This window comes from Streptomyces longhuiensis (genome assembly GCF_020616555.1).
GTDB classification, from domain to species: Bacteria; Actinomycetota; Actinomycetes; order Streptomycetales; family Streptomycetaceae; genus Streptomyces; species Streptomyces longhuiensis.
In genome coordinates this window covers 9,279,045-9,304,952 of the sequence record NZ_CP085173.1, presented here as the reverse complement: position 1 = coordinate 9,304,952, position 25,908 = coordinate 9,279,045, and the positions used below count along the sequence as shown (strand labels likewise).

Below are 25,908 nucleotides of genomic sequence, written 5' to 3'. Positions count from 1 at the left end.
TCGTGAGGCGATCGGCGCCGCCGGCCCGTCGGCTCAGCCCCCGTGGGGCCGGGCCAGGCCGTGGTCGTAGGCGAAGATCACCGCCTGGATGCGGTCGCGGGCGCCGATCTTGGACAGGACGCGGCCGACATGGGTCTTGACCGTGGACTCCGACAGGACGAAGCGGGTGGCGATCTCGCCGTTGGTCCAGCCCTTGCCGATGGCGACGAGGATCTCGCGTTCGCGGTCGGTGAGGGAGCTCAGCTTCGGCTCCCCGTCAGACCCGTTCGCGCCGGGTGGCACGAGTCGGGAGAACTCGTACAGCAGGCGGCGGGTGAGGGCCGGGGCGATCACCGCGTCCCCGACGGCCACGGCGCGAATGCCGGCCAGGAGTTCATCGGGACGGGCGTCCTTGAGGAGGAAGCCGCTGGCTCCGGCGCGCAGGGCCGCGTAGACGTACTCGTCGAGGTCGAAGGTGGTCATGACGAGGACGCGTGAACGGTCGCCGGTGGCGACGATACGGCGCGTGGCCTCGATGCCGTCCATGCCGGGCATGCGTACGTCCATGAGGACGACGTCGGGGCGGAGTTCGGCGGCCTTGCGCACGGCGTCGGCTCCGTGCGTCGCCTCGCCGACCACCTCTGTCTCGGGCACGGAGTCGAGGAGCATGCGGAGCCCGTACAGCTGGAGAGGCTGGTCGTCCACGACGAGCACGGTGGTCATCCGGCACCGCCCTGGGGAGCGAGGTCGAGTGCGGCCCGCACCGTCCATCCGGCGCCGGTGGGACCGGCGCTGACGTGTCCGCTGTAGAGAGCCGCTCGTTCTCGCATGCCCACCAGGCCGTGCCCTTCCTCGTTCGCCGGTCCCCGCAGGCCTGCCGCAGCGGGCGGGCCGGAGTCCTGGACGGTGATGGTCAGCCGCGTGTCCTCGACGACGATCGCCAGGTTCGCACGGGCGTCGGCGCCTGCGTGCTTCAGCGTATTCGTCAGGGCCTCCTGCACGATGCGGTAGACGGTCAGCTGCACGCCGCTGTCGAGGGCCTCGATGTCACCGCCGGTACGGTAGATCACGTCCAGGCCGGCGGCGCGGACCCCCTCGCACAGCGCGTCGATGTCCGCGAGCCCGGGCTGCGGGCTCAGTTCGGGCTCGGTGCGCGGGCCGTCCGCCTCGCGCAGCACGCCGAGTAGGCGCCGCAGTTCGCCGAGGGCCTCGCGGCCGGTGTCGCCGATGAGGTGCAGGGCCTCCCTGCCCCGTTCCGGGGCGACAGCCGTGGCATAAGCACCCGCGTCCGCGAGCGTGACGATGACGGACAGGTTGTGTCCGACGATGTCGTGCATCTCGCGGGCCACCCGCGTCCGTTCGGCCGCGACGGCCAGCCTGTCGCGCTGGTCGCGTTCTATCTCCAGCCGGGCGGCACGGTCCCGCAGTCCGGCCAGCTGGGCCCGCCGGATCCGGATCATCAGGCCGAGCGCGAGGGCCGCGGTCGCCGTGCTGAGGAGAAAGAAGAGCGCGTCCCAGACCGACACCACCGGCGAGACCCGCATCGCGACGAGGCCCACCGCACCCGCCATGACCGCGCATGCCCACGGCAGCTGTCGCAGCCGCCCGTGCAGGGCCAGGCTGTACAGGGCGACGAAGAGGGCGACATCAGCACGGAGCGCGGCACCGAGAGACCACTGCAGGACGAACACGGCCGTGACCGCGCCGAAAGCCACTGCGGGTGATCGTCGCCGCCACAGCAGCGGCAGCACGAGCCCCGCCTGCAGGGCCAGCATGCCGACCGTGGGGAGCTGGATGAACGCCAGGCGGAACCGGGGTGGACCATCGCCGCCCCCGGCGCCCCCGTGCAGCAGGTCCGGCAGGCAGAACACCAGGAAGACCAGGGCGACGACCGCGGTGTCCAGCACCCATGGACGGGCCCCGTCGGCGCGGCGGAGCCGCTCGCCGCCCCGGCCGAGCCGAGCGACCAACGGCCCCATTCCGCTGAGGTCTTCGGTGGTCACGGAGTTCACCAGCCCGTGATGGGGGTCTGGTCCATGATGCGGCTCCGTCCCATGATGCGAGGGCAAAGTCTCAGGCGTCGCTGCGCATCAGCCGGTACGCCGCTCCGGCCAGCGCCAGTGCCGTCCAGCCGAGGAGGACGAGGAACCCGGCGGCCGGCGACAGGGTGGTGGAGTCGTGGGCCACGGCGAACATCGACGCTCCGGCGTGGCTCGGGAGGTAGGGATCGATGTCGCCCTGCCACGAGCTGGGCAACAAGGAGATCAGTCCGGGGACGAGCATGAGGGTGGCGACCAGGACCGAGATGCCACCGGCCACGGACCGCAGCAGCGCGCCCAGAGCCGTGCCGATCACACCGACCAGCCCGAGGTAGAGCCCGGCACCCAGCAGGCTGCGTACGACGCCTGCATGGCCGAGGCCCATGGCAGCGGGCGTGCTGGACACGATCCGGCTTCCGGCGAGGAAGGCGCCGAACGCGCCGACGGTGGCGACCACCAGCGCGACCAGCCCGTACACCGCCGCCTTGGACCACAGCACGGGGAGCCGGTGCGGCACCGCGACGAGAGTCGAGCGGATCATGCCGGTGGAGTACTCGCCCGCCGTGATCAGCACACCGAGTACGCCGAGGGCCAGCTGGGCGAAGTTCGTGCCGAAGAGGGACAGGCTCACGGCCGTCGCGGAGGCGAAGTCGCGCTCCATGGGACGGCCGGAGTCGAGCCCGGACTTGTAGTGGCTCGCGGCGATGACGCCGAAGGCGACGAGGAACAGCAGGCCCAGGCCGAGGGTGATCCAGGTCGAGCGCACGGACCAGAGTTTGACCCACTCCGAGAACAGCACGCGCCGTCCGGTCACGCGGTAGTCGGGCCCGGCCGGAGCGGCCTGCGCGGACTCGGGGGTATCGGGGGTGTCGGGAGTTGCCGTCAGAGTGCTCATGCCGCGCTCCCGGTGGTGTCGGCGCCGGTCGTGGAGCCGTGGTACTCCACGGCGTCCCTGGTCAGATCCATGAAGGCTTCCTCCAGCGACACCGCTTTCGCGGTCAGTTCGAACAGGGGGATTCCGTGCTCGGCCGCCTTCAGCCCGATCTCACGGGCGGTCATCCCGGTCACCTGCAGTTCCTCGGAGCCGACGCGACCGATGACCTCCACGCCAGGCCCGGACAGCACGTCCCGCAACCCGGTCGGGTCCTGCGTCGCGACCTTGACGGTGTCACCGCCCGCCTCGCGGACAAGGTCCCGTACGGTCGTGTCGGCCAGCAACCGTCCCCGGCCCACGATGATCAGGTGGTCCGCCACCAGCGCCACCTCGCTCATCAGATGTGAGGACACGAACACGGTCCGCCCCTCGGCCGCGAGCGAGGTCAGCAGATTGCGGATCCAGAGCACGCCCTCGGGGTCCAGACCGTTGACGGGCTCGTCCAGCATCACCGTCTGCGGATCGCCCAGCAGCGCGGCGGCGATGCCGAGCCGCTGCCCCATGCCGAGGGAGAAGGCACCGGCCCGCTTCTTCGCGACGCTGCCGAGACCGGCGAGTTCGATGACCTCGTCGACGCGGCGGCGCGGAATGCCGTGGGTGAGCGCGAGTGCCCGGAGGTGGTTGCCGGCCGAGCGGCCCGGGTGGATCGACTTGGCCTCCAGGAGCGCTCCGACCTCCTGCAGGGGTGCCCGGTGGCGGGCGTAGCGGTGGCCGTTCACCGTCACGGAGCCGCTCGTCGGCGCGTCGAGCCCGACGATCATGCGCATGGTCGTGGACTTGCCCGCCCCGTTGGGTCCCAGGAAACCGGTGACCGTGCCCGGCTTCACGGTGAAGTCGAGATCGTCGACGGCTGTCTTCTCCCCGTACCGCTTGGTGAGCTGCTGTGCGTCGATCATTGCCTTCTCTCTCTTTTGGACTGCGCTGTTCGACACGCCTGACGCCTCCTCCGCAACGCTAAGACCGCGAAGGCCTCAACCGGTGGTACCGGGGACCGAAGGGGGCCGGTCGGGTGGTACCCGGGTACTACGCCCCGGCGATGTGCGCTCCGGGCGACTCTGCGATGGACGTCCCGGCCGACCGCTGGTCAGGAGGCGTGAGCCGTCGGGTGCGAACCGGGGGCACGTAGCCGCGGTCCGCGTACCACCCGGCCGGCGGCCGTCTTCTGCAGCAGGCCGTAGGCCAGAACCGGCAGGAGCAGGTGTGGTTTGTCGGGAAGCGTGGTGGTGATCAGGACCGCGCTCGCGCTGCTGTTGTTCATGCCGCAGGCGAGCGTGAGGGACGACGCCGCCGGAGCGTCCAGTCCCAGCAGACGCGCGGCTCCGCGGCCGACCGTGAACGACAGCAGGCAGACGCTCGCCGCCACGGCCAGCGCGGCGGCGAGCAGCAGCGGACGCGGGTGAGCCAGGAACGAGCCGAGGGCGCCGCACGCATTGACGTAGGTGAGGAGGAACGAACCGACCAGGGCAACAGGTACGCCGACGCCGAGCACCCGGCGCAGCCACGGCTCCGGCAGTGCCAGGCGGCACACAATGCCTGCCGTGCACGGCAGGACCACACCGACCAGGGCGAATCCGCCGCCGTCGGCGTGCAGGGCCCGGGTGAGTGCGTCGGCGTAGCCGCCTCCGAGCAGCGGCACCAGAGCGCCGGTGACCAGAGGAATGGTGAGCGGGCTGAGGAGGGTGGACGCGAGGACGAGCCCGACCATCGTCGGCTGGTCACCGCCTCCCTTGCCGGTCCACACCGTGGCTCCGGCGGCGACGGGCATGGCAACGATCAGGATCATCGCGGTGACCAGGCCGCTGCCGCCGTCGGTGTCGGGCGTCCGGCGCAGCAGGAACGCGACGGCCGGGATGGCGAGCAGCGGAATCGCGAGGTGCAGTACGAGCCCTGCCAGCAGGGGGACCGGACAGCGCAGAAGGGTCCCCAACGCACGTAACGGCACTTGGAGTCCGGCCGAGAAGAGCACCAGGGAGAGCAGGAGCGGTGCGGTGGTCAGGGTCAGGTGACCGCTCGTGCCGAGGGACAGCGGGTGGGCTCGGCGCAGCCACAGTCCTGGGCCCGGCAGGAGCAGGGCGGCCGTGTAGGACAGGACGACTCCGCGGCCGAGCCGGCGTCGCAACCAGCCGGTCGCCTTGTCAGCCGGGACAGCGCTTCGGGTGTTCAGGACGGCCTTCTTCCGTCGCAGGAGCGGGGGCGGGAAGGAAGGCCGGTATGTGCCGGGGAACGCAGGTGTTCATGCCGCCCATGGTGCTCCCCCGCAGGGAGTGGCGGGTGCTGTGCCGCACGGCAGTCAGGATGCGTTCAGGTATCCGTCGGCACGGAGACGGCGCCATGCCGCCCTGCGGCTCACACGTTCCTCCTCGACGGCTGTCGCGGAGGCGCCGTCCCGCGCCGCCTGCCCGTCACAGGATGGCGGCGCCGCCGCCCCCAGTGGCCCGCTCAGGCGTTGATGACTCCGGCGCCCAGGAGAGCGAACAGGAGCGCTCCGACGATGAGCCGGTAGATGACGAACGCGTTGAAGCTGTGCCGGGCGACGTACTTGAGCAGCCAGGCGATGGATGCGTACGCGACGATGAAGGAGACCACGGTCCCCACGATGAGGGGCGCGGTGTCCGCACCCGCCCCGACGGCGTCCTTGAGTTCGTACAGGCCGGCGCCGGTGAGTGCCGGGATGCCGAGGAAGAAGGAGAGGCGTGTGGCGGCGACGCGGTCCAGGTCGAGGATGAGCCCGGTGGACATGGTGGCGCCGGACCGCGAGAAACCGGGGAAGAGCAGGGCGAGGATCTGGGAGGAGCCGACGAGCATGGCGTCCTTGAGGCTGGTGTCGTCCTCGCCACGCTTGTGCCGGCCCATCTGGTCGGCGGCCCACATCAGTCCACTGCCGACGATCAGCGATGCGGCCACGACCCACAGCGAGGCGAGCGGGCCCTCGATCAGCGGCTTGGCGGCCAGTCCGACGATGACGACGGGAATGGTGGCGTAGATGACCCACCAGGCGAATTTGTAGTCGTGGTGGTGGCGCTGGTCGCGGTGGCGCAGGCCGCGTCCCCATGCGCCCAGGATCCGGACGATGTCCTTGAAGAAGTAGAGCAGTACCGCGGCGATGGCGCCGACCTGGATCACCGCGGTGAACGCGACGACGGACTTGTCGTCCACCGGGATGTTCATCAGCCCTTCCGTGATCTTCAGGTGGCCGGTGGAGGAGACGGGCAGGAACTCCGTCACTCCCTCCACGACGCCGAGGATCACGGCCTGTCCGATGCTGATGGCGCTCACGTGTACTGCCTTTCCATCGAGAGTGCGTGGTCGGCCCGGCGCCGCCACAGAAGAACGAGGAGTGTCGCCGACGCTGCCCAGCAGGCGGCCAGCAGCCATCCGGCCACGACATCGGTCGGCCAGTGCATGCCGAGGTAGATTCGGGTGAGGCCCACGGTGGTGGCCCAGATCGCGGGAACGGCGAGGAGGATCGGCCGCACTCGGCCATGCACCCTGCGGTGTACGGCGAGGGTGAGGAGGAGGGCGACGACCATGGACGTCGTGGTGTGGCCGGAAGGCATGGACCATCCGCCCGCAGTCGCCGCCCAGTCCGCGGCCGGCGGTCTGGGCCGTGCCAGTGCCGAGGCCAATGCCATACGTGGCAGTTGCGCCGAGGCCAGAGCGAGCACCCCCGCGAGTGCGCCTCGCCAATAGGCGGCCGTGCGTTGCGCAAGTGACCCGGCCAGCGCCGCCAGCGCGTAGGCCGGCGCTCCGCTGCCGGTGTCGGTCACGATGGTGGCCAATTGCCGCGCCCAGGCCGGACGGTGGTCCAGCACCCACCCATGGACAGCCGTGTCCAGGACGAAGGGCGACGCCCGTGTCGCGACCGTGGCGACCAGGGTGCCGAGCAGCACACCGCAGACCGCCAGGACGGTCACGGCAGGCCACCACGGCATGCTGTCGCGCCGAGGGCTGTGGGCAGACGAAGGAGGCATCAGGCATCCTGTGGGCAGGGTCCACCGCACGCAGGGACGTGGCGGCGGGGCTGGGGAACACATTATCTTCTATTCGCGAATAGAAGATACGGGTGACTGTAGACCAGGAAGGCAGGACAACGGCGTTGGGTGCTCAGGGACATGCTTCCGAGGCAGGAGGCAGGCGGCGGGCCAACGGCGCGCTGGAGGCCGAGATCCTCACCTTGCTGCACTCGGCCGGACGCGCCCTGACGCCCGGGGACGTGGCCGAACTCCTGACGGCGTCCCCCGCGCACACCACCGTGGCCACCACGCTCGCCCGTCTGCACAGCCGTGGCGTACTCGAACGCACGCCGGTCGGCCGCAGTTACGCATACGAACCCGTCTCCGACGAGTCGGGGCTGACCGCCAGGCACATGCACCAGGTGATGGCGGCAGGCACCGACCGTGCCTCAGTACTGACCCACTTCGTGGATGAGCTGTCCGACGACGACGAAGACCTGCTGCGACGCCTGTTGGGCAGCGACGGGTAGCGGAGAAACGTACCGATGCACCTGGCCCTCTACCTGCCGCTGCTGCTGCCCGCGCTGGCCGGCCTGAGCGCGGGCCCGCTGGCCCGGCGCCTCGAACCGCGGCTGGCGACTTGGCTGCTGACCGCCGCCGCACTGATCCTGGCCGTGTCCAGCACCGTGGTGCTCGGCCTGCTGGCGGTGGCCGGATTGGTGCGTCTCCCGCTGATCGACGCACTTGAGGGCTACTCGCCCACCGTGATCGCCCGCGAGGACCCGGCGGCCTGGCCCGCCGCCCTGGCAGGAGCCGTTCTGCTCACCCTCGCAGTGGCGGCCACCGTCCGCCTCACCGTGCGCCGCGCCGGGGCGCTGTGGTCAGCCGCTCTCGAAGCGGCCTGTCTGCCCGGGAGGGAATCGGTCGTCGTCACCGACGACCGGCACGCCGATGCCTACACCATGCCCGGGCTACCCGGCCGGATCGTCATCTCCCACGGCATGCTCGACGCTCTCGACCCCACCGGCCACGACATCATCCTGGCCCACGAGCGGGCGCACCTGAACCACCACCACTACGCGTTCGTCACGCTCGCCCAGATCTCGGCCGCCGCCAACCCGCTGCTTCGCCCGTTGGCGACGGCCGTCGCCTATACGGTCGAACGGTGGGCCGATGAGTACGCCGCACTCCACACCGGCGACCGGCGCGCCGTCGCCGAAACCGTGGCCAGAGCTGCCGTGGCCACCAAACGAACCCGTGCGCTGCGCCTACCTTCAGCGGCCTTGGGGATCCTCGGGCGCCGCCCGGCCCCGGGCGTCGTCCCCCGCCGGGTCGCGGCCCTGCTCGCGCCTCCCCCACGCAGACCGGCCCACCTCCTCGCCGCGGCCGGAGCGCTGGTGGGAGTGAGCAGCGTCTGCGTGCTGGAAGCCGCTCATGACTTGCACGAGTTTCTGGAACTCGCCCACCTGCGTTGATGAGTGCGCTCCGGTACTGACGACGGAGGGCTCCGGACATCGGACCAGTGGGCGTCAGTGCCTGTGCGCGTCAGGGCGGAACAGGCGCCGCCGAGCGATGAGTTCGACGGTCACGGCGACAGCGATGGCCTGCACGGCCATGAGGGCGATCAGCACAAAGAGCTGCACCGCCCCGGCCATCACCGGGCTCGCACCGCCCAACAGCATGCCCACGAACGCTCCGGGGAGGGTGACCAGGCCGACCGTACGCGTCTGGTCCAAGCCCGGGAGCAGGGCGTCCGATGCGGCGGGCCGGGCGATCTCCATGCGGGCGTCCCGGTCGAGGAAGCCCAGTGCCATCGCGGCCTCGACCTCCCCGCGGCGCTGTTCCAACTCGTCCAGGGCGCGGCGCCCGGCGAGGACCGTCACCGTCAGGGCGCCGCCGATGAGGATGCCTGTGATCGGAACGAGCGCGAGACCCTTGAGCGGGACCAGTCCCGTGAGCAGCAACGCGGCCACCGTGGGGACGACGCCGGCGGCAATGGGTGCGGCGGTCAGCCACCAGGTGCGGTTACTGGTCAGCCGTCTACCCGCCGTACGCACCGCGACGCCGAACATCACGAGCAGAAAAGCCGCCAGGCCCGCCACCGTGGTCACTGCCCAGGTGATGACCACGGACACCGCGGCGAGCTGGGCCGCCGCACGCACTCCCGCGACCAGGATTTCCTTCGGCCGGCCGGCCGACGCGTCGGGAGACAGCCGAAACCAGTAGGCGACCCCCGCCGCCACCGCGAGAAGCACGGCCAGCAACACGCCAAGCGTGATGTTGACCGGGAGAAGAGATCTTGCGCTCAGCGTCACACGCCTCACCGTAGATGCCGCGCGCTGCAAGGCACGGACGGCCGTCAGCCCTTCGCGCTGGTCATGGGAACGATCCTCACTCCAGTATCGTCTACACGACTGTAGACGATACTGGTCGCGTCCATAGGAGAGGCGTCGCGTGAGGGCAGGCGAGGGAGAGGCATGAGGCATCGAATCCTGGTCGTCGAGGACGATCACGCCCTGCGTGATGTGCTGCTACGGAGCCTGCGGGACGAGGGCTTCGACGCCGTGCCCGCGCAGGACGGGGCAACCGCCCTGCGGCTGGCGGGGGACGCCGTCGACGCTGCCGTGCTCGACGTCGGACTGCCCGACGCGGACGGCCGGGACGTCTGCCAGGCGATCAGAGCGAACGGCTTCGTCTATCCCGTCATCTTCCTGACCGCCCACCATCGGCTCACCGACCGGCTTGCGGGCTTCTCGGCAGGTGGCGACGACTACCTGCCCAAGCCGTTCCACACGATGGAGCTGGCCGCACGGCTGAGGGCGGCCCTCAAGCGCAGCGGATCAGCACTGTCCGCGACGTGCGGCGATGTCCTCCTGGACCCGGTCGGCCACAGCCTGACGGTGCACGGGACACGCGTCGGCCTGACTCCCACCGAGTTCCGGCTGCTGGCAGCTCTCATGGCCGCGTCCGGCGACATCGTCCGCAGGCGGGAGCTCGCCAGGGCCGGCTGGCCCGAGGGAGCCCACGTCAGCGACAACACGCTCGACCAGTATCTGACCCGGCTACGGCGCAAGCTCCGCGACGGCGGCAGCGCGCTGACCCTCACCACCGCGCGCGGCGTCGGGCACCGCCTCTCATGAGGCCGTACGTTTCGTGGTGCTGGCCGCGCACCCTGCGCGGGCGGCTCGCCCTGGTCGCGCTGACCACCGCCGCGCTGCTGATGGTGATCCTCACGGCGGTGTTCAACACCGTCGTCCGCAGCCGCCTCCAGCACCAGGCCGACGACGAGCTTCACACCCGGGCCGCCGCCGTCGCCGCCACCATCGACACCAGCGGACCCAGGGTGCGCGTCCTGGAAACACCGGGCGAGGAACTGCTGGACACGAACGTGTGGATCTACGACGGCGGACGGCTGCTCGAAAAGCCGCCGTCCGCAGCCGCTGGACAACTGACACACGCCGCCGACCAACTGGCCGCGCGCACCGGCCGCCGCTGCGTGACCGTGCAGGCGCACGGCCCGGTCCGCCTGTGCTCGCTGCCGGTACCCGACGGCAAGAGCGACGCCTCGGTGGTCACCGCGCTGGACCTGTCCCCCTACAGCAGTTCTGCCGACGCCCTCCTCGTCGCCTCGCTCACGCTCGACGCCGTCATGCTGGCCTGCACCTACGCGCTGACCCGGTTGGCGGTGGGGCGGGCGCTGCGGCCGGTACGCGCCATGACCGAGCATGCCGCGCAGTGGAGCGCGGTGACCTCCGAGGAACGTTTCGCGAGCGTGGAGCGCCCCACCGAACTCACCCAGCTGGGTGGGTCGTTGGACGCACTGCTCGACCGTATTCGCGCACTGCTGCGGCACGAGCAACAGCTCACACGGGAGCTGTCGCACGAACTGCGCAACCCGCTCGCCCGGATCATCGCCGAGCTGGACTGGTGGCAGGCCCGCCCCCGCTCCGCCACCGACACCCGGGCCACGCACGACAACATCGCGGACGCCGCGCGGTCCATGCGCACGATCTGCGACACCCTCCTCGACGACGCCCGCGACAGCGCGGCCACGACTCGGGGTGTCAGTGACGTGCCCACGGTGCTGCGCCGCCTCGCCGATCGCGTCGATTCCTCCGCGGAGGTGGAGGTCGTCGTCACGGTGCGGGACCCCGGCCTGTCAGTCGGGGTCCCGGACACACTCCTGGAGCGCATCGCCGGCCCGCTGCTCGACAACGCCCTGCGACACGCACGCTCGCGGGTGGAGATCCGGGCGGACACCCGTGCGGGCGGCGTCCGCGTCGACATCACGGACGACGGCCCCGGCGTGCCGGTTTCGTTCGCGCCGCAGCTCTTCCAGCCGGGGCGCCGCGCCCGGCCCGGGGACGGACACGACGGAGCGGGCCTGGGGCTGCCGCTGTCGCGTCGCCTGGCCCGTTCCGTCGGCGGCGAGGTGCACCACGATGAGCAGCACACCCCGGGCGCGAGCTTCGTGATCAGCCTTCCCGCTGGGTGAGCGGCGCGGACCGTTCGACGTCCCGCCGGGTCACCGAGAGGTGGATGACCAGTCCGAGAATGACCGCGAGGAACAGCACGCTGGTGATCACGGTGCCCATCCCCAGGCCACCGTCGCCGGTCGGCTGCGAGAGGTAGTCGCCGATCGAGGCGCCGAGCGGGCGGGTGAGGATGTAGGCGATCCAGAAGCTGAACACGGCATTGAGGCCGAGCGCGAAGTGCGCGACGGCCACCGCGGCGATGGCCAGGCCGAACAGGACGGCGGAGACCCAGTATCCGAGAGCCATCTTTTCGGCGACCAGGTCGCCGGCCGCGGTGCCGAGCGCGAAGGTGAACAGCACGGCCAGCCAGTAGTAGACCTCGCGGGGCGTCGTGTCGATGCTGTGGATGGACAAGGTCCGCTCGCGCCGGTGCCAGACGACGAAGACCACGGCGAGGGCAACGGCGAACGCCGCGGTGCTGGCCTCCAGCGGCACGCCGAGGTTGTCGGTGAGGTTGTCGCTGATCAAGGTGCCGACCACGCTGATCAGAGCCACGGCGAGCCAGTACACGCCGGGCCGGTAGGCCTTGGTCCGGAACTGGACGATCAGCACCGCTGCGAGAAACACGCTCATCAGCAGCGACACGCCGGTAAGACCCAGGCCCAGCTTCTCGTTCAGGAGGTCGGCCGCGGTCTCACCCACCGTCGTGCACAGCACCTTGATGATCCAGAAGTACGCGGTGACTTCCGGAACCTTGTTCCAGCGCAACCGGCGACCAGGGGCCGCCTCGGAGGGCGCGTACGCCCCGGAAGTCTCAGAGGTATCAGTCATGAGGCCCGACCTTGTCAGCCGGAGTCTGAACACATCCTGAGCGCTGCGGCGGCGGTCGCGCGCTCGCCGATGTCGAGAATCTGGTCAGTGGGTCCGGCGGAGGGCGCACTCCGGCGCGTGTCCTCGCCACCCCTTCCGACCAGCGCGGGTTGTTCAGTCCTCCGGATGCAGCAGTGGCACGACCCCCACGCTGTGTCCGTCGCGGTCCAGGAGCCGCCCCATGTGCTTGACCGTGCGCAGCACCACCGAGCGGTCGGTGACCGTCAGGCGCGGCAGTCTGCGTGACACGTGCGCCTCGAAAGCGTGCACGTCGTGCAGTGTGCGCAGCCAGACGTCGACGACCAGGTTGTGCGGGCCCGCGGTGATGGCGCAGGAGCGCACCTCGCGCAGGCCTGCGAGGACCTGGCTGGTCTCTTCCAGGTGCTGTCCCGGCGCTGACCCGAAGTACATCGCGGACAGCGGCCATCCGGAGAGCGGACGGGCCAGGTCGCAGCGGAGCATCAGCCGTGACGCGAGCAGGGACTGCATCCGGCGGCGCACCGTGGACAGGCTCGCGTCGCTCGCCGCCGACAGATCGCGCAGTGACATCCGGCCGTCCATGCTGAGGAGTTCGAGCAGTCTCGCGTCCAGCGAGTCCCACCGGGTCGGCTCCGCGGACGCGGTGTGGCAGGCCGCGGTCGCCGCCTCCGCCAGGCACGCGCTCTGCACAGCGTCCAGGCTGCGCAGGCGCCACCGACTGCCGTCGGTCGGCAGCCCCGTCGACACATGCGTGCGCGTCGCCCGCACGCCTGGAGTCCGCTGGAACAAGTGCCCTGTGAGGCGGGACAGTTCGTCCAGGCTTCGTGTCTGCACCGCGGCCACGATGTCCCGGCCGCCTGCCGTGAGCTTGATGTTCGGCACGGCCGGGTCCTCGGCCAGGACCCGTGCCACGTCCTCCGCGACGCCCGGCTCTGTGTCCACCTCGACGAGGCCCGTCACCACGATCCGGGCGTCGGTCAGGCGCGGATAGGCGGTCACCCACGCAAGCCCCGCCTCCTCGAGGCGGTGCCAGCGCCGTGCGACCGTCACCGGATCGACCTTGAGCACCTCGCCGATCAACGTCCACGGGGCCCGTGGATGGATCTGCAGGGCGTGCACGACGCCGCGGTCGAGTTCGTCGAGATCCCCGAAATCCCGACCGGACGAGGGTCCGGCGTATTCCTGCACCGACATGGGCGGCACATCCCTGCGCGTCCCACTGGAATCCCGTACGAAAACTGCGCTGTCACGCCGAGTCGACGTCCGCATCCGACACTCCCCTCCAACCGGTTCCACCAACCAAGCACTTCCAGGAGTGACAGCACGCCATGAAGTACCCCATCGCCCATGAGGCCGACCGGACCCCGCTGAGGATCCACCACGCCCGCCTCGTCGACGGCACGGGCGCGTCCCCGGTGGACGACGCCGTCGTGCTCGTGGACGCCGAAGGGATCATCACCTACGCGGGTCCCGCCGCGGAAGTGCCCGAGACCGCTGTCCGGAACACGGACCCGCAGGTCCGGACCGTCGACGCCGGCGGGCGCACCCTGCTGCCCGGCTTCTTCGACTGCCACGTCCACATGTCCTACGCCCACGGCGCACACCCGGGCCGCCGTGGTGAGCTCGACCGGGTCCTGGTCACCCTCGACACCGCCGGCCGCCTGAAGGAGACCCTCGACGCGGGCATCACCACCATCCGCGACCTGGCCGGTCTCGCCGCCGGCTACCGCACCGCCGTCGAGACCGGGCGCATCGTGGGGCCCCGCATCCAGACCGCCGTCCGGGTCATCAGTCACACCGGCGGCCACGGCGACGTCCGGCTGCCCGACGGCACGGACCTCAGCGACGGCATGTCCGAGCTGGCCGACACCGTCGACGAGGCCCGTCTCGCCGTGCGCCGGGTCATCCGTGAGGGCGCCGACCTGGTGAAGGTCTGCGCCACCGGTGGCATGGGCAGCCCGTACGACCAGCCCGACGACGAGGGCCTGACGGAGGAGGAGATCCGGTCGGTCGTCGACGAGGCGCGGCGGCACGGCGGCAAGCCGGTGGCCGCGCACGCCCAGGGCAACGCGGGCATCCTCAACGCCCTGCGCGGCGGCGTCACCAGCATCGAGCACGGCTACGGGATCGACGACCGGGCACTGGACCTGGCGGGCGAGCGCGGTGCGTTCGTCGTCCCGACCCTGTCCACGGTCTATGCCGGGATCAACAAGGACACCATGCCGGACTACCACTACCAGAAGAAGGTCCGCTGGTCCGGCATCACCAAGCAGAACATCGCCCACGCCATCGAGCGGGGCGCCCGCATCGCGATGGGCACGGACGCCGCCGTCGGCCCGCACGGCGTGAACCTCATGGAGCTGTCCTACCTCGTCGACCTGGGCATGTCGCCGATGGACGCGATCGTCGCGGGGACCCGCACCTCGGCCGAACTCCTCGGTGTGGACGACCGGTTGGGCACGGTGACCGCCGGGCGCAGTGCCGATCTTGTCCTGTGCGAAGGCGACCCGCTGACCGACATCGACATTCTCGGTGACCCCGCCAACATAGTCTGCGTCGTCCAGGACGGCGTGGTGCGCAAGGACCTGCTCGGCCTCGACGACGAAAGGCGGCCCTGATGCCACCAGTCACCGAACTGCCCGCCCCCGCGCCGAGCCACGACGGGAAGAAGCGGCAGGGCATCGACCGGGTACTCGCCTTCATCGAACGGGCGGGCAACGCGCTGCCCAACCCGATCGTTCTGTTCACCGGCCTCTTCGTGCTCCTCGCCGTCATCTCGACCGCGTTCGCACTCGCCGATGTGTCGGTCACCGTCCCGGGGACGGACGAGACCCGGCAGATCACCGGCCTGTTCACCGGTGAGGGGATCCGCTGGCTGGTGGAGAACCTGGTCACCAACTTCGCGACGTTCCCGCCCGTCGCCGCCGTGCTCCTGATGATCATGGCGGTGGGGCTCGCGGAGAAGGCGGGGCTCCTGGAGACGGTGATGCGGGCGACGCTGTCCCGCGCACCGCGCGCGCTGCTGCCCTATCTGGTGGCCCTGGTCGCGTGTCAGGCCCACATGATGAGCGACGTCGCTGCCATCGTGCTGCCGCCGCTCGCGGCCGTCGTCTTCAAAAACGCGGGCCGGCACCCGGTGGCCGGCCTGATCGGCGGCTTCGCCTGCGTCACCGCGGGCTACGCCGCCGGATTCACCATCGGTTCCCTCGACGCCCTCTACATCGGCATCACCCAGCAGGCGGCCGCCGTCCTGCCGGGCGGCGCCGACCTCGACCTCAACCTGCTCGTCAACTACTTCTTCACCGCGTCCAGCAGCCTGCTCCTCGGCCTGCTCGGGGGCTTCCTCATCAGCCGCGTCCTCGAACCACGCCTTCCGGCGTACGAGTTGACCGAGAGGTCGGACGAGGACCTGTCGCTCACGCCGGTGCAGCGGCGCGGCCTGCTCGTCACCGGCCTTGCCGTCGCCGCGTACGCGGCCGTGATGCTGTCCTTGTGGCTGCCCGACGGCGCTCCGCTGCGCGGCAAAGGCGGGGCGCTCGTCCCGTCACCGTTCCTCTCCGGCATCGTGCCCGTCCTCTTCGGGGCGTTCCTGATAGCCGGGCTCGTGTACGGCATCACCACCAAGGCCATCGAGGGCTCGGACGGCGTCGTGACGGCGATGACCGACTCCGTGAAGAGCATGGCGGGCTATATCGTCCTCATGTTCGTCGCCGCCCAGGTCATCGCCCTGTTCAACTGGTCCAACGTCGGCGTCCTGCTCGCCGTCAAGGCCGCGGCCGGCCTCAACTCCGTCGGCCTGACGGGCTTCTGGGCCCTGTTCGGCTTCGTCCTGCTGGTGTCGTTCCTCAACCTCTTCGTGGTCTCCGGGTCGGCGCTGTGGTCCCTCGTCGGGCCGGTCTTCGTCCCGGCGTTCATGCTTCTCGGCATGAGCCCCGCGGTCAGCCAGGCTGCGTTCCGCATCGGTGACTCGGCCACCGCCGTCGTCACCCCGATGAACACCTACCTGTTCCTGCTCCTCGCGCTGCTGCGCCAGTACGAACCCGAGGCGCGCCTGGGCACGTTGATGTCCCGGCTTGCCATCTTCGTGGTGCCGTTCCTGGTGGTGTGGGTCGGAATCCTGGCCGTGTTCTACGGCTTCGACCTGCCGCTGGGGCCGGGAGCGCACATCGGCATGAAGTGATCACTACACGAAGGCGCCCCCACCGGAGATCTCCGGTGGGGGCGCCTTCGTGTGCAGTGATGTACGGGCTCAGCCGCGGGCCACCCACTCCGCTACGACCTCGGCGAACTCCTGCGGGACCTGCTCCGGCGCGGCCACGTGCCCGGCGGACAACACCCGGGTCCCGCAGCCGAGCGCCGCCTCGAACTTCTTCAGCGAGGGCCGGGAGTAGTGGTCGTCGGGCGCGCACACGGCGAGGGTGCGCGCGGTGATGTGCGGCAGGCGTGCCTCCATTTCGTAGCGGCGCACCGCCTCGTGGCCCTCCTCGACCCGGTCGAGGACGGTCAGGGCGTCGACGACGTACCGGGTGAGCGCCGCCTCCTCCCCCGCGCGGTAGAAGCCGCGTCGCTTGTCCCACAGCTCTTGAAGGTGCGAGCCGTCGGGTGCGGGGTCCACGTGGTCGATGCGCCCGTGCCCGCTCGCCGTGCGCCGCTTCTCCTCGTCGACGAACGGCGTCGCCGACAGGAGCAGGCTCGCCACGCGGTCCTGGAACCTCGCCGCCAGCTCGACGGCGACGACCCCGCCCGTGTGGTGCCCGACGAGGTGGAAGCGGTCGAGCCCCAGCTCCTCGACGAGCTCGCCCGCGGCATCCGCGAACCGCTCGACGGAGTGCCGCCCCTTCGGCTTGGCGGAGGCTCCGTAGCCGAGTGTGTCCGGGGCGATCGCCCGGTGACCGGCGCCGACCAGGGGAAGCACGCCGAGGTACTCCGTCCAGGAGCGCGGCGTCTGGTGGAGCAGCAGCACCGGTTCGCCGGTGCCGGACTCCGCATAGTGCAACTGCCCGAAGCTGCTGGGCACATAGCCCTTCCGCAGCGTGTTCGTGTCCGTCATCCGTGGGTCGCTTTCGTCACAGGGCCGGCAACACCGAGGCGCCGACGGCTTCAATGAGTTCGGTGGGCGGTTCGTACGAGCCGACGTGCTGGAGGAACACACCGCTCACGCCGTCGGCGTACAGGGCTCGCAGCCGCCCCGCGATCTCGTCGGCGGTGCCGAACAGGCAGAACTCCCCGGCGAACCGCAGGGCCGCCCCGTCACTGACCCACGACGAGGCCACCTTGACGGCGGCCTCCCAGTCCTCGGCGTGCACCAGGTCCGGGTACACACCCTCGACTGCATCGGGCACGGTGACGTCGATGCCGGCGAGCGCGAGGAAGGGCGCTCCGCCGTTCTGGGCGATCGAGGCACAGATGGGCTTGATCTGCCGGGCCGCCGTCTCGATGTCGTCGGTCACCGCGCAGTACGCGGACACAATCAGCGGCACCGTGCCCGCGTCGCGGCCCGCCGCCTCGGCACCCTCCCGCACCCGGGCAGTGGCACCCGCCAGGGTGCGCGGCGACACGCCGCTCAACAGGACCACGCCGTCTGCGACCTCACCGGCGAGCCGGAGGTTCTTCGGCCCACTCGCCGCCATATGGAGCGGCACCTCGGGACGCGGGTCGCGCAGCCGGGAGCGCACCGTGCCCGCCGGGCCGTCGAAGTCCCACTCCTCTCCGTTCAGGAGGGCCCGCAGGAGCGTGAGGCCCTCACGCATCGCCTTGGTCGTGCTCTGGCGCAGGCCTACGGGCCCGACGGAGCTGTTGCCCACGCCGAGCCCGAGGGTGAACCGTCCCGGCGCGAGCTCCGCCACACTGCGCGCGGCGGAGGCGACGACGGCCGGATGGCGGGTGACGAGGTTCGTCACCGCTGTGCCGAGGCCGATACGGTCGGTGCCGAGAGCGGCGGCGGTCAGGGTGGTGAACACGTCCCGCCACAGGAGCTGGGAGTCCGGGAACCACGCGTCGTCGAAGCCGAGCGCCTCGGCCCGGCGTACGGTCTCGACGATCCGGTCGGCACGGTCGCAGGGAGGGATACGGATGCCTACCCTCACCTTTCCAGGATCGGTGCTCACTTGGCGTCCAGGACGGCCCGGTTGCCGGTCAGGTCGAGGGCGATGTCCGTGATCATGTCCTCCTGGCCGCCGACCAGGCCGCGGGCGCCGACCTCGACCAGGATCGCCCGGGTGTCGAGGCCGTACCGCTCCGCCGCCGCTTCGGCATGGCGGAGGAAGCTGGAGTATGCGCCCGCGTAGCCCAGGCTCAGGGTCTCGCGGTCGACGCGGACCGGGCGGTCCTGCAGGGGACGTACGAGATCGTCGGCGGCGTCCATCAGCGGGAACAGGGCGCAGCCGTGCTCCCAGCCCATCAGGTCGGCGACCGCGATGAACGCTTCCAGGGGACAGTTGCCGGCGCCTGCGCCCATTCCGGCGAGCGAGGCGTCCACGCGCGTGACGCCGTTCTCCACCGCCACCACGCTGTTGGCCACACCGAGGCCCAGGTTGTGGTGGGCGTGGATACCGAGGCCTGTGGCCGGGTCGAGGACCTCGCGGTAGGCGCGGAGCCGGTCGCGGACGCCGTCCATGGTGAGACGGCCGCCGGAGTCGGTGACGTACACGCAGTGGGCGCCGTACGACTCCATCAGCTCGGCCTGGCGGGCGAGTTCGGCGGGTTCGGCCATGTGGGACATCATGAGGAACCCGGCGACGTCCATGCCCAGCTCGCGTGCGGCGGCGATGTGCTGGGCGGAGATGTCGGCCTCGGTGCAGTGCGTGGCGATGCGCACCGAGCGGATGCCCAGCGCATGCGCCTGCTTGAGGTCCTGGACGGTGCCGATTCCGGGCAGCAGCAGAGTGGTGGGGATCGCCTCCCGGACCGAGTCGACGACCGCCTCGATCCAGTCCCAGTCGGTGTGGGCGCCGACGCCGTAGGTGACGCTGGAGCCCGCGAGGCCGTCGCCGTGCGAGACCTCGATGGCGCGCACCCCTGCCACGTCCAGCGCGGCGGCGATGGTGCGGGCCTGCTCGACGGTGTAGCGGTGGCGGATGGCGTGCATGCCGTCCCGCAGGGTCACGTCCTGCACGTACAGGCTGGTCACTTGGCTGCCTCCGTCGCGTGGCGCGCGGCCAGGCGCTCCGCCGTGCGGAGCGCGGCCGAGGTCATGATGTCGAGGTTGCCCGCGTAGGCGGGCAAGTAGTGGGCGGCGCCCTCGACTTCGAGGTACACCGACACCCTCACGGGTGCGCCCGCGTCGGACGGGACGAGCGCCCGCAAGGGATCGTCGCCGGCGACACGGTCGAACTGCACCTTCTGCTTGAGCCGGTAGCCGGGCACGTACGCCTGGACGCGGCCGACCATCTCCTCGATGGACGCGGTGACGGCAGCCTCGTCGCACGCGTCGCCGACCAGGCAGTGCACGGTGTCCCGCATGATGAGCGGAGGTTCGGCCGGGTTGAGGACGATGATCGCCTTGCCGCAGGCCGCGCCGCCGACCTGCTCGATCGCGTTCGAGGTGGTCTCGGTGAACTCGTCGATATTGGCGCGGGTGCCGGGCCCGGCCGAGCGTGAGGCGATGGACGCGACGATCTCGCCGTAGTGCACGGGTGTGACCGCGTTGACGGCGGCGACCATGGGAATGGTGGCCTGGCCTCCGCAGGTGACCATGTTCACGTTCGGGGCGTCCAGGTGGGCGTCGCCGTTGACCGGCGGCACCACGTAAGGGCCGAGCGCGGCCGGGGTGAGGTCGATGAGGGTGCGGCCCAACGGGCGCAGCACCTCGTCGTGGTGGCGGTGCGCACCGGCGGATGTCGCATCGAAGACGAATTCGACGTCGGCGAACTCGTCCATCTTGACCAGGCCTTCGACGCCTTCGTGGGTCGTGGCGACCTTGAGGCGGCGGGCGCGGGCCAGACCGTCGGAGTCCGGGTCGATGCCGGCCATGCCGACGATCTCCAGGCTCTCGGAGAGCCGCAATATCTTGATCATCAGGTCGGTGCCGATGTTGCCCGACCCGATGACGGCGACTTTGGTACGGGTACTGCTCATGCGGGGTCTCCTTCTTGCGTGAACGTCACGCTGATACGACCGAGTTGGCTGATGCGCGCCTCGAAACGGTCACCGGGCGACGCGACCGCCATCGGTCCGAGCGCCCCCGTAAGGACCACGTCCCCGGCGCGCAGCGGGTCCCCCGCGGCGGCCAGCGTCGAGGCGAGCCAGGCGGCGGCGTTGAGCGGGCCGCCGAGGCAGTCGGCGCCGGTTCCCTTGGACACCGGTTCCGCTGTGCCGTCGCGGGTCATCGTCATCTGTACGGCGCGCAGGTCCAGGCCCGACAGCGGCACAGGCGTGCCACCGAGCACGTACAGGCCGCTGGAGGCGTTGTCGGCGACGGTGTCGACGATGGTGATGTCCCAGTCGGCGTTGCGGCTGTCCACGATCTCCAGCGCGGCGAGCGCGAAGTCGGTCGCCCGGATCACGTCCGCCACCGTGCAGTCGCGGTGCGGCAGATCCGATCCGAGTACGAGGGCCACCTCGGCCTCCACCTTCGGCTGGATGAGCCGCCCGGCCGGGACGGTGCCGCCGTCGGGGACCGCCATGTCGGCGAAGAGTGTGCCGAAGTCAGGCTGCCCAACGCCGAGTTGGGCCTGCACGACGGGCGAGGTGAGCCCGATCTTGCGGCCGGCTATCCGTCGCCCGGCGGCGAGCCCGCGCTCGACGTTGACGCGCTGCACCGCGTACGCGGCGTCGAGGTCCCCGTCGGCAAGCAGAGAGCGCACCGGCGGGCAGGCGGTGCCCGACCGCTCGGCGGCGAGCAACACGTCCGCCGCCTTCGTCACGTCGGCGGCGCTCATCGGGCACTCACCAGTGCCGTGTCGATGCCCACCGGGCCGAGCCCGTTCGCCCCGCCGGGCGAGCCGAGCGCGGTTTCGCGCCCGGGCAGGACTTCCACGAAGAAGCGTCGGTTGTCCTCGCGGAAGTCGGGGTCGGCCTTGCGGTCGACGGTGATCGCCTGCTCGGGGCAGGCCACTTCGCAGGCCCCGCAGTCGATGCACTCCATCGGGTTGATGTAGAGCTTCCGCTCGCCCTCGTAGATGCAGTCGACCGGGCATTCCTCCATGCAGGACCGGTCCATGATGTCGACGCAGGACGCGCCGATGACGTACGCCATAACTGTCAGTGCTCCTTCTCCGTGGAGTGTCCGGGGAACAGGGCCGCCTCCGGATCGATGACGGTGGCCGCGTTGTTGACGGCGGTGGCGGCCTCGCCGAAGCCGACCGAGATCAGCCGGACCTTGCCCGGGTAGTCGGTGATGTCGCCCGCGGCGAACACGCGAGGCAGGTTGGTGGCCATCCGGGTGTCGACGGTGATCTTCCGGGCCTGGAGGTCGAGCCCCCAGTGCTGCAAGGGGCCGAGGTCGGCGAGAAAGCCGAGGGCCGCGACCACTGTGCCGGCAGGCACCAGGCGGGTCTCCTTGGTCGTACGGTGCCGGATCTCCGCCTGGTCCACCCGGTCGGCGCCGATGAGGCGGCTCACCTCGCTGTCGGTGACGATCTCCACGCCGAGGGCACGGACCTTCTCGACGGACGCGGTGTGCGCGCGGAAGCGGGCGGTGCGGTGCACCAGGGTGACCGAGCGGGCGATCGGCGCGAGGAGGGCCGCCCAGTCGAAGGCGCTGTCGCCGCCGCCCACGACCACCACGTCCTTGCCCGCGTGCACGGACGGGTCCGGCACGAAGTACTCCAGGCCCCGGCCGAGGAAGTCCTCCCCGGCAGGCAGCGGCCGCGGCGTGAACGTTCCCACCCCGCCGGTGATGACGACGGCCCGCGCACGCACCGTCGCCCCCTGGTCGCTGCGGACCACCGGGCGGCCGTCGTCGGGGTCGTGCGTCAGCTCGGTGGCGCGGTGGCCGAGCAGGTAGCGGGGGCGGTACGGCTCGGCCTGGGCGACGAGACCGTCCACGAGGTCGCGGCCGCGCACGGAGAGAAACCCGGCGATGTCGAAGATCGGCTTCTCGGGGTACATCGCGCTGATCTGGCCGCCGAGCTGTGGCAGGACGTCCATGACGGCGACGCTGAGGCCGCGAAAGCCCGCGTAGTAGGCACCGTAGAGGCCGGCCGGACCGGCGCCGATGATCAGGACGTCGGTGTCCTCGACGGGGTCGGATTCGCCGGTGGCGTCGGTGAGTTGGCTCATGGTCGCGAGCGTAGGAAGGACGGGCGGTCCTACCTACGGAGTCGTTCCGGTGAGCAGGACGGTCCCGCGCCGGGGACAGAACGAATGTAGGGAGGGGGCCCGCCGGACGGCGGGCCCCCTCCCTACATTCGCGATGCTCAGGCCAGCGATCGCCCGATGCCGAGCGCCGCGGTCCGCAGCGCCGCCGCGTGCCCGGCCGCGTCCATCCGGTACGTGGGTGCCGTGATGGACAGCGCACCCACCAGGCTGGTCCGCCCGGCGAACACCGGTACGGCCAGGCTCGCGTAGCCGAGCCGGATCTCCTCGCTCTCCAGGGCGATGCCCTCCTCCCGGATCCGGTCCAGCTGGGCGCGCAGCCGGCCTGGCGAGACGACCGTGTGCCGGGTGACCGGCTTGAGGCCGCCCCGCACCACGTCGACGAAGAGCGACGGCGGCGAGTGCGCCAGGATCGCCTTGCCCGTCCCCGTGCAGTACAGCGGGAGCCGGCCCGCCACCCGGGACTCGGCGTTCAGCCCGCGGTGCGGGAAGATCTTGTCCAGGTAGACGACGTCCAGGCTGTCGGGGATGGCGAAGTGGATGGTCTCCCGGGTGATGAGGAGCAGATCCTCCATGTACGGCTGCACGGCCTCGCGCAGGATCCGCTGCCGGTGTACCCGCTCGCCCAGCTCGAACAGGCGCAGTCCGAGCCGGTAGTCGCACCCCTCCCGCTCCAAGAGACCCCAGGTGACCAGCTCCTGGGCGAGCCGGTGCACCGTGGCCTTGGCCACGCCCGACCGGCGCACCAGCTCGGCCAGCGGGAGCGCGCTGTCGTCGGCGGTGAACGCCTCCAGGATCGGACGGACCTTGCCCAGAACGGAGTTCATCGGGTCGGCGCCGGACTCGCCCGCGAGCACGGGCTCGGCCGGGCGCCGGCCGAGCACGAACCCGTGCGGCTGCGCGGGCGGGTGCCACCGCTCGACCATCGGCCCTCCCGCCTGGAGACTCATGCCCCCGGCCCGGCGGCTGACCCCGTGTCCGCGTTCTTTTCGGACTTCGGATCGAGGACGGCGACCCCCATCCCGGTGAGCCACTCGGGCATCGGCTCGTAGGCGAGACGTCGCGCGGGCGCGTGGTCGAGGGCAGCGGCCATCAACAGCCACGTACGCAGTTCCTGAGCGCCGTTGCCCGCCGCCTTCTCCATTTCCTCGGTCGTGTACGCGGTGAGCTTGTGTGCCTCTCCGCGTTCGAGGAGCGTCAGGAACGCGTCGTCGAACTCCGGAGTGAGGGCGGCCTCGGCGGCCCGGATGATCTCGCGGCGGCGGGCGTCGTAGTCCTGCCAGTTCTCCCGGCCGTTCAGCCAGGCGCCGACCATGAACTCCTCGTCCTCGCCGTGCGGATCACGCCAGTCCGGCCACGGCAGCCGGTGCGAGAGCCCGCCCGAGCCGACCACCGCGACCCGCCGCTCGCCCGGGAACGCGAGCACGGCCTCGCGGATCGCCCGGCCCAGCTGCTCGCACCGCTCCAGTGTCGGCAGCGGATGCGCGAAGACGTTCACCACCAGCGGCACGATCTCCACGTCCAGACCGTCAAGCAGGTACTGGATCGCATGCGATTGCCCGTGGTCGATCTGCAGGCGCGCGGAGAACGCCGCGTCGAAACGCCCGCCCTCCACCAGAGTGTCGGCGAGGTGCTGTGCGAGCGGCACGTCCACGGGCTGCGGGCCCTTCGGAGTGCCGGACTCGCCGCTCGCGACGCATTCGCCGACACCGAGCGTGAAGGCTGGGATCAGGTCGAGCCAGAACCCGCGGAAGTGGTTGGAGCCGACGAGGACGACGGTGTCGGGCCGGGCCCTGGCCAGCTCGTCGCGTGCCGCGCCGAGCGCGTCGCGGAAGCGTTCGGCACGGTCCTTGTGGAGGGTCTCCTCCCAGTGCGTGTTCATCAGGGTGCTGTGGGAGGCCCCCACGCCGAGCACGATCTCGGTCATGCGGTTGCTCCTTCCTGCTCTTCGCGGGAATCCGGCTCGGCACGGGATTCCACTTCGCTGCGGGAGCGGGTGACCGTGTCAACGGCCGTCCGGATCAGATGGCGGGTCAGCTTCTTCATCTCCCGTACGGAGACGGTGTTCATCCCGCGGGAGAAGTCGATGTCGAAAGGTGCATCGGCCACCTTCGGCATGCCCACGCGCACCGTCGGGATGCCGCGCCCGCGCAGGATGTTCGCGTCGGTCGCCCCGCTGTTACCGCCCACGGCTTCGTGCGGGCGGCCCTCGAAGGCCTCCCACCCCGCGGCCGCGCTGCGGAAGACCCAGCTCTCGCGGCTGGTCCGCGTGCCGGGGATCGCCAGGATCATCTCCACGGTCGCGTCGAGTCCTGGCAGCTTCCGCTTCAGCCCCTCCACTGCGGCCGTGAATTCACGCTTGGCCTGCATCGGTGTCGTATCCGGGCTGATCCGCAGATCGACGCGCAGGGTGCAGACGGCCGGCGTCACCGCGGCCATCCGCGGCCAGCCGCCGCGCACCGACGAGACGATGCCCTGCGGGGCGACGGTGCCGCTGGTGTGCCGCTCGGCGTACCCGACGAACCACTCCTCCAGATGCCTCACGACATCACCGGCGCGGTCGATCGCGTTGTCGTACGGGAGCCGGTGGCGCGAGCCCGCGTACGTGTGGGTGCCGTGGACCGTCACCTCGAACCACACCAGGCCGACCTCGTCCCACGACACTGTCCACCCCGGCTTGGCGATGACCGCGTAATCGGTCCACACACCCTGTTCGAGGAGGAAGGAACAGCCCGCGCCCTGACCGGTGTTGAGGCGGTCGCTGCCCGGCCGGGCGTTGGTCGGCATGCCACCCGCGCCGAACGCGACGACCAGGTCCCCGGTGAGCGGGATGCCGGCCAGTGAGATCGCCTCGGCTGCCATCATCACGCAGGCCGCGTGGCCCTTCGGGTTGGAGGCGCCGAGGCCCGTCACCAGGTCGTCGTGGACCGTGGCCCGCGGGCGCATGTCCTCCCGCAGCTCAGGACCGATCCACGGCAGGTCCTCGCTCTCCTCGCCCACCGTGAGGGTGTCGATGGGGGCGTAGAGCATCAGGTCGGGCCCCGTGCCGTCGCCTTCGAGCCGGGCCCAGGCGTTCGCCTGCCGCCCGTCGAGCGGCTGGCAGGCCGCGCGCAGGCCGACGGACGCGAGTGTGGAGGTGATGTGCTCGGCGAGGGGTCGTTCGTCACCGGTCGGGCTCGGGATGCCGATCAGGCCCACAATCAGCTCGCGCAGTCGCTCGTCGGTGACGTGCTGCCAGGCCTCCTGGGCCCAGCCGCGACGCTGCTCGTCGAGCCCCGCGAGACCGTCGGAACTCCTGTCGGTGCTCCCCTCGGCGCTCACTGGTTGACCCGGTGGACTTGGGTCATCGTGGTCTGCGCGAAGCGCTGCTTCGCGCGCGGCAGAGCCACGGCGATCGCGGCGCCGACCAGGAGCTTGAACAG

At 70.9% G+C, this 25,908-nt stretch carries 26 protein-coding genes; 6 read left to right on the top strand and 20 right to left on the bottom strand.

Annotation, left to right across the window (positions count from 1 at the left end; all coding sequences use genetic code 11):
* Positions 1-33 precede the first annotated feature (33 nt).
* From LGI35_RS42370 to LGI35_RS42340, 7 genes are all read right to left on the bottom strand, one after another.
* Entirely contained in the window at positions 34-702 is a 669-nt protein-coding gene (locus LGI35_RS42370; RefSeq protein WP_227299755.1) for a response regulator, read from the bottom strand.
* Positions 699-1,958 carry a sensor histidine kinase gene (locus tag LGI35_RS42365; RefSeq protein ID WP_376226195.1) on the bottom strand — a complete coding sequence of 420 codons (1,260 nt, stop codon included), beginning with the start codon at positions 1,956-1,958 and terminating at the stop codon, positions 699-701. Before LGI35_RS42365 ends, LGI35_RS42370 begins: the two co-directional genes overlap by 4 nt.
* A gap of 94 nt (positions 1,959-2,052) precedes the next feature.
* Positions 2,053-2,913 (bottom strand): ABC transporter permease, encoded by an 861-nt coding sequence (locus LGI35_RS42360; RefSeq protein WP_227299753.1) that lies wholly within the window; start codon positions 2,911-2,913, stop codon positions 2,053-2,055.
* Positions 2,910-3,848 carry an ABC transporter ATP-binding protein gene (locus LGI35_RS42355; protein ID WP_227299752.1) on the bottom strand — a complete coding sequence of 313 codons (939 nt, stop codon included), beginning with the start codon at positions 3,846-3,848 and terminating at the stop codon, positions 2,910-2,912. The genes LGI35_RS42360 and LGI35_RS42355 overlap by 4 nt, the downstream gene beginning before the upstream one ends.
* Before the next feature lie 188 nt (positions 3,849-4,036).
* Complete coding sequence (locus tag LGI35_RS42350) at positions 4,037-5,071, bottom strand: bile acid:sodium symporter family protein (RefSeq protein WP_227299751.1); 1,035 nt, start codon at positions 5,069-5,071, stop codon at positions 4,037-4,039.
* Between the two features lie 320 nt (positions 5,072-5,391).
* Positions 5,392-6,228, bottom strand: coding sequence for an undecaprenyl-diphosphate phosphatase (locus LGI35_RS42345; protein ID WP_227299750.1), 837 nt, complete (start codon positions 6,226-6,228; stop codon positions 5,392-5,394).
* A complete protein-coding gene (locus LGI35_RS42340; protein ID WP_227299749.1) occupies positions 6,225-6,866 on the bottom strand; it encodes a phosphatase PAP2 family protein in 642 nt (213 codons plus the stop codon). The genes LGI35_RS42345 and LGI35_RS42340 overlap by 4 nt, the downstream gene beginning before the upstream one ends.
* A 182-nt stretch (positions 6,867-7,048) precedes the next feature.
* On the opposite strand from LGI35_RS42340, the gene LGI35_RS42335 reads away from it, so the two are divergent.
* Together LGI35_RS42335 and LGI35_RS42330 are read left to right on the top strand one after the other, a co-directional pair.
* Positions 7,049-7,435, top strand: a complete 387-nt coding sequence (locus LGI35_RS42335) for a BlaI/MecI/CopY family transcriptional regulator (protein ID WP_227299748.1) — start codon at positions 7,049-7,051, stop codon at positions 7,433-7,435.
* Between the two features lie 15 nt (positions 7,436-7,450).
* Complete coding sequence (locus LGI35_RS42330; RefSeq protein WP_227299747.1) at positions 7,451-8,380, top strand: M56 family metallopeptidase; 930 nt, start codon at positions 7,451-7,453, stop codon at positions 8,378-8,380.
* Positions 8,381-8,434: 54 nt separating this feature from the next.
* On the opposite strand, the gene LGI35_RS42325 is transcribed toward LGI35_RS42330, so the two are convergent.
* Positions 8,435-9,220, bottom strand: coding sequence for an ABC transporter permease (locus LGI35_RS42325; RefSeq protein ID WP_227299746.1), 786 nt, complete (start codon positions 9,218-9,220; stop codon positions 8,435-8,437).
* A 162-nt stretch (positions 9,221-9,382) separates the two neighbouring features.
* Between LGI35_RS42325 and LGI35_RS42320 the strand changes: the two genes are divergently transcribed.
* Both LGI35_RS42320 and LGI35_RS42315 read left to right on the top strand, forming a co-directional pair.
* Entirely contained in the window at positions 9,383-10,045 is a 663-nt protein-coding gene (locus LGI35_RS42320; protein WP_227299745.1) for a response regulator transcription factor, read from the top strand.
* The gene (locus LGI35_RS42315) at positions 10,042-11,400 is read left to right on the top strand and encodes a sensor histidine kinase (protein WP_227299744.1); all 1,359 of its coding nucleotides are present in this window, start codon (positions 10,042-10,044) and stop codon (positions 11,398-11,400) included. Before LGI35_RS42320 ends, LGI35_RS42315 begins: the two co-directional genes overlap by 4 nt.
* Here LGI35_RS42315 and LGI35_RS42310 read toward each other — a convergent pair.
* Together LGI35_RS42310 and LGI35_RS42305 are read right to left on the bottom strand one after the other, a co-directional pair.
* A complete protein-coding gene (locus LGI35_RS42310; protein WP_227299743.1) occupies positions 11,381-12,211 on the bottom strand; it encodes a COG4705 family protein in 831 nt (276 codons plus the stop codon). The two genes, LGI35_RS42315 and LGI35_RS42310, sit on opposite strands and share 20 nt — an antisense overlap.
* A 153-nt stretch (positions 12,212-12,364) precedes the next feature.
* Positions 12,365-13,423: an Lrp/AsnC family transcriptional regulator gene (locus LGI35_RS42305; protein WP_227299742.1), complete on the bottom strand. Its 1,059-nt coding sequence runs from the start codon at positions 13,421-13,423 to the stop codon at positions 12,365-12,367.
* Between the two features lie 134 nt (positions 13,424-13,557).
* On the opposite strand from LGI35_RS42305, the gene LGI35_RS42300 reads away from it, so the two are divergent.
* Both LGI35_RS42300 and LGI35_RS42295 read left to right on the top strand, forming a co-directional pair.
* Positions 13,558-14,847: a metal-dependent hydrolase family protein gene (locus tag LGI35_RS42300; protein ID WP_227299741.1), complete on the top strand. Its 1,290-nt coding sequence runs from the start codon at positions 13,558-13,560 to the stop codon at positions 14,845-14,847.
* The gene (locus LGI35_RS42295) at positions 14,847-16,409 is read left to right on the top strand and encodes an AbgT family transporter (RefSeq protein WP_227299740.1); all 1,563 of its coding nucleotides are present in this window, start codon (positions 14,847-14,849) and stop codon (positions 16,407-16,409) included. The genes LGI35_RS42300 and LGI35_RS42295 overlap by 1 nt, the downstream gene beginning before the upstream one ends.
* Before the next feature lie 69 nt (positions 16,410-16,478).
* Here the strand turns inward: LGI35_RS42295 and LGI35_RS42290 are convergent, their stop codons facing one another.
* The 10 genes from LGI35_RS42290 to LGI35_RS42245 all read right to left on the bottom strand — a co-directional run bounded on the left by LGI35_RS42290 (position 16,479) and on the right by LGI35_RS42245 (position 25,807).
* Complete coding sequence (locus tag LGI35_RS42290) at positions 16,479-17,279, bottom strand: alpha/beta fold hydrolase (RefSeq protein WP_227299739.1); 801 nt, start codon at positions 17,277-17,279, stop codon at positions 16,479-16,481.
* A gap of 16 nt (positions 17,280-17,295) precedes the next feature.
* On the bottom strand, positions 17,296-18,315 hold the full coding sequence (locus LGI35_RS42285; RefSeq protein WP_227299738.1) for an LLM class flavin-dependent oxidoreductase: 1,020 nt from the start codon (positions 18,313-18,315) through the stop codon (positions 17,296-17,298).
* Between the two features lie 17 nt (positions 18,316-18,332).
* Positions 18,333-19,358: a 4-hydroxy-2-oxovalerate aldolase gene (gene dmpG / locus LGI35_RS42280; RefSeq protein WP_227299737.1), complete on the bottom strand. Its 1,026-nt coding sequence runs from the start codon at positions 19,356-19,358 to the stop codon at positions 18,333-18,335.
* Positions 19,355-20,305, bottom strand: a complete 951-nt coding sequence (locus tag LGI35_RS42275; protein WP_227299736.1) for an acetaldehyde dehydrogenase (acetylating) — start codon at positions 20,303-20,305, stop codon at positions 19,355-19,357. The genes dmpG and LGI35_RS42275 overlap by 4 nt, the downstream gene beginning before the upstream one ends.
* Entirely contained in the window at positions 20,302-21,108 is an 807-nt protein-coding gene (locus LGI35_RS42270; protein WP_227299735.1) for a 2-keto-4-pentenoate hydratase, read from the bottom strand. The genes LGI35_RS42275 and LGI35_RS42270 overlap by 4 nt, the downstream gene beginning before the upstream one ends.
* Positions 21,105-21,425 (bottom strand): 4Fe-4S dicluster domain-containing protein, encoded by a 321-nt coding sequence (locus LGI35_RS42265; protein ID WP_227299734.1) that lies wholly within the window; start codon positions 21,423-21,425, stop codon positions 21,105-21,107. The genes LGI35_RS42270 and LGI35_RS42265 overlap by 4 nt, the downstream gene beginning before the upstream one ends.
* Before the next feature lie 5 nt (positions 21,426-21,430).
* Complete coding sequence (locus LGI35_RS42260; RefSeq protein ID WP_227299733.1) at positions 21,431-22,450, bottom strand: NAD(P)/FAD-dependent oxidoreductase; 1,020 nt, start codon at positions 22,448-22,450, stop codon at positions 21,431-21,433.
* Positions 22,451-22,587: 137 nt separating this feature from the next.
* Positions 22,588-23,412 (bottom strand): IclR family transcriptional regulator, encoded by an 825-nt coding sequence (locus LGI35_RS42255; RefSeq protein ID WP_227299732.1) that lies wholly within the window; start codon positions 23,410-23,412, stop codon positions 22,588-22,590.
* 20 nt (positions 23,413-23,432) lie between these two features.
* Entirely contained in the window at positions 23,433-24,413 is a 981-nt protein-coding gene (locus tag LGI35_RS42250; RefSeq protein ID WP_227299731.1) for a DODA-type extradiol aromatic ring-opening family dioxygenase, read from the bottom strand.
* Complete coding sequence (locus LGI35_RS42245; protein WP_227299730.1) at positions 24,410-25,807, bottom strand: M20 family metallopeptidase; 1,398 nt, start codon at positions 25,805-25,807, stop codon at positions 24,410-24,412. Before LGI35_RS42245 ends, LGI35_RS42250 begins: the two co-directional genes overlap by 4 nt.
* Positions 25,808-25,908: the final 101 nt, after the last annotated feature.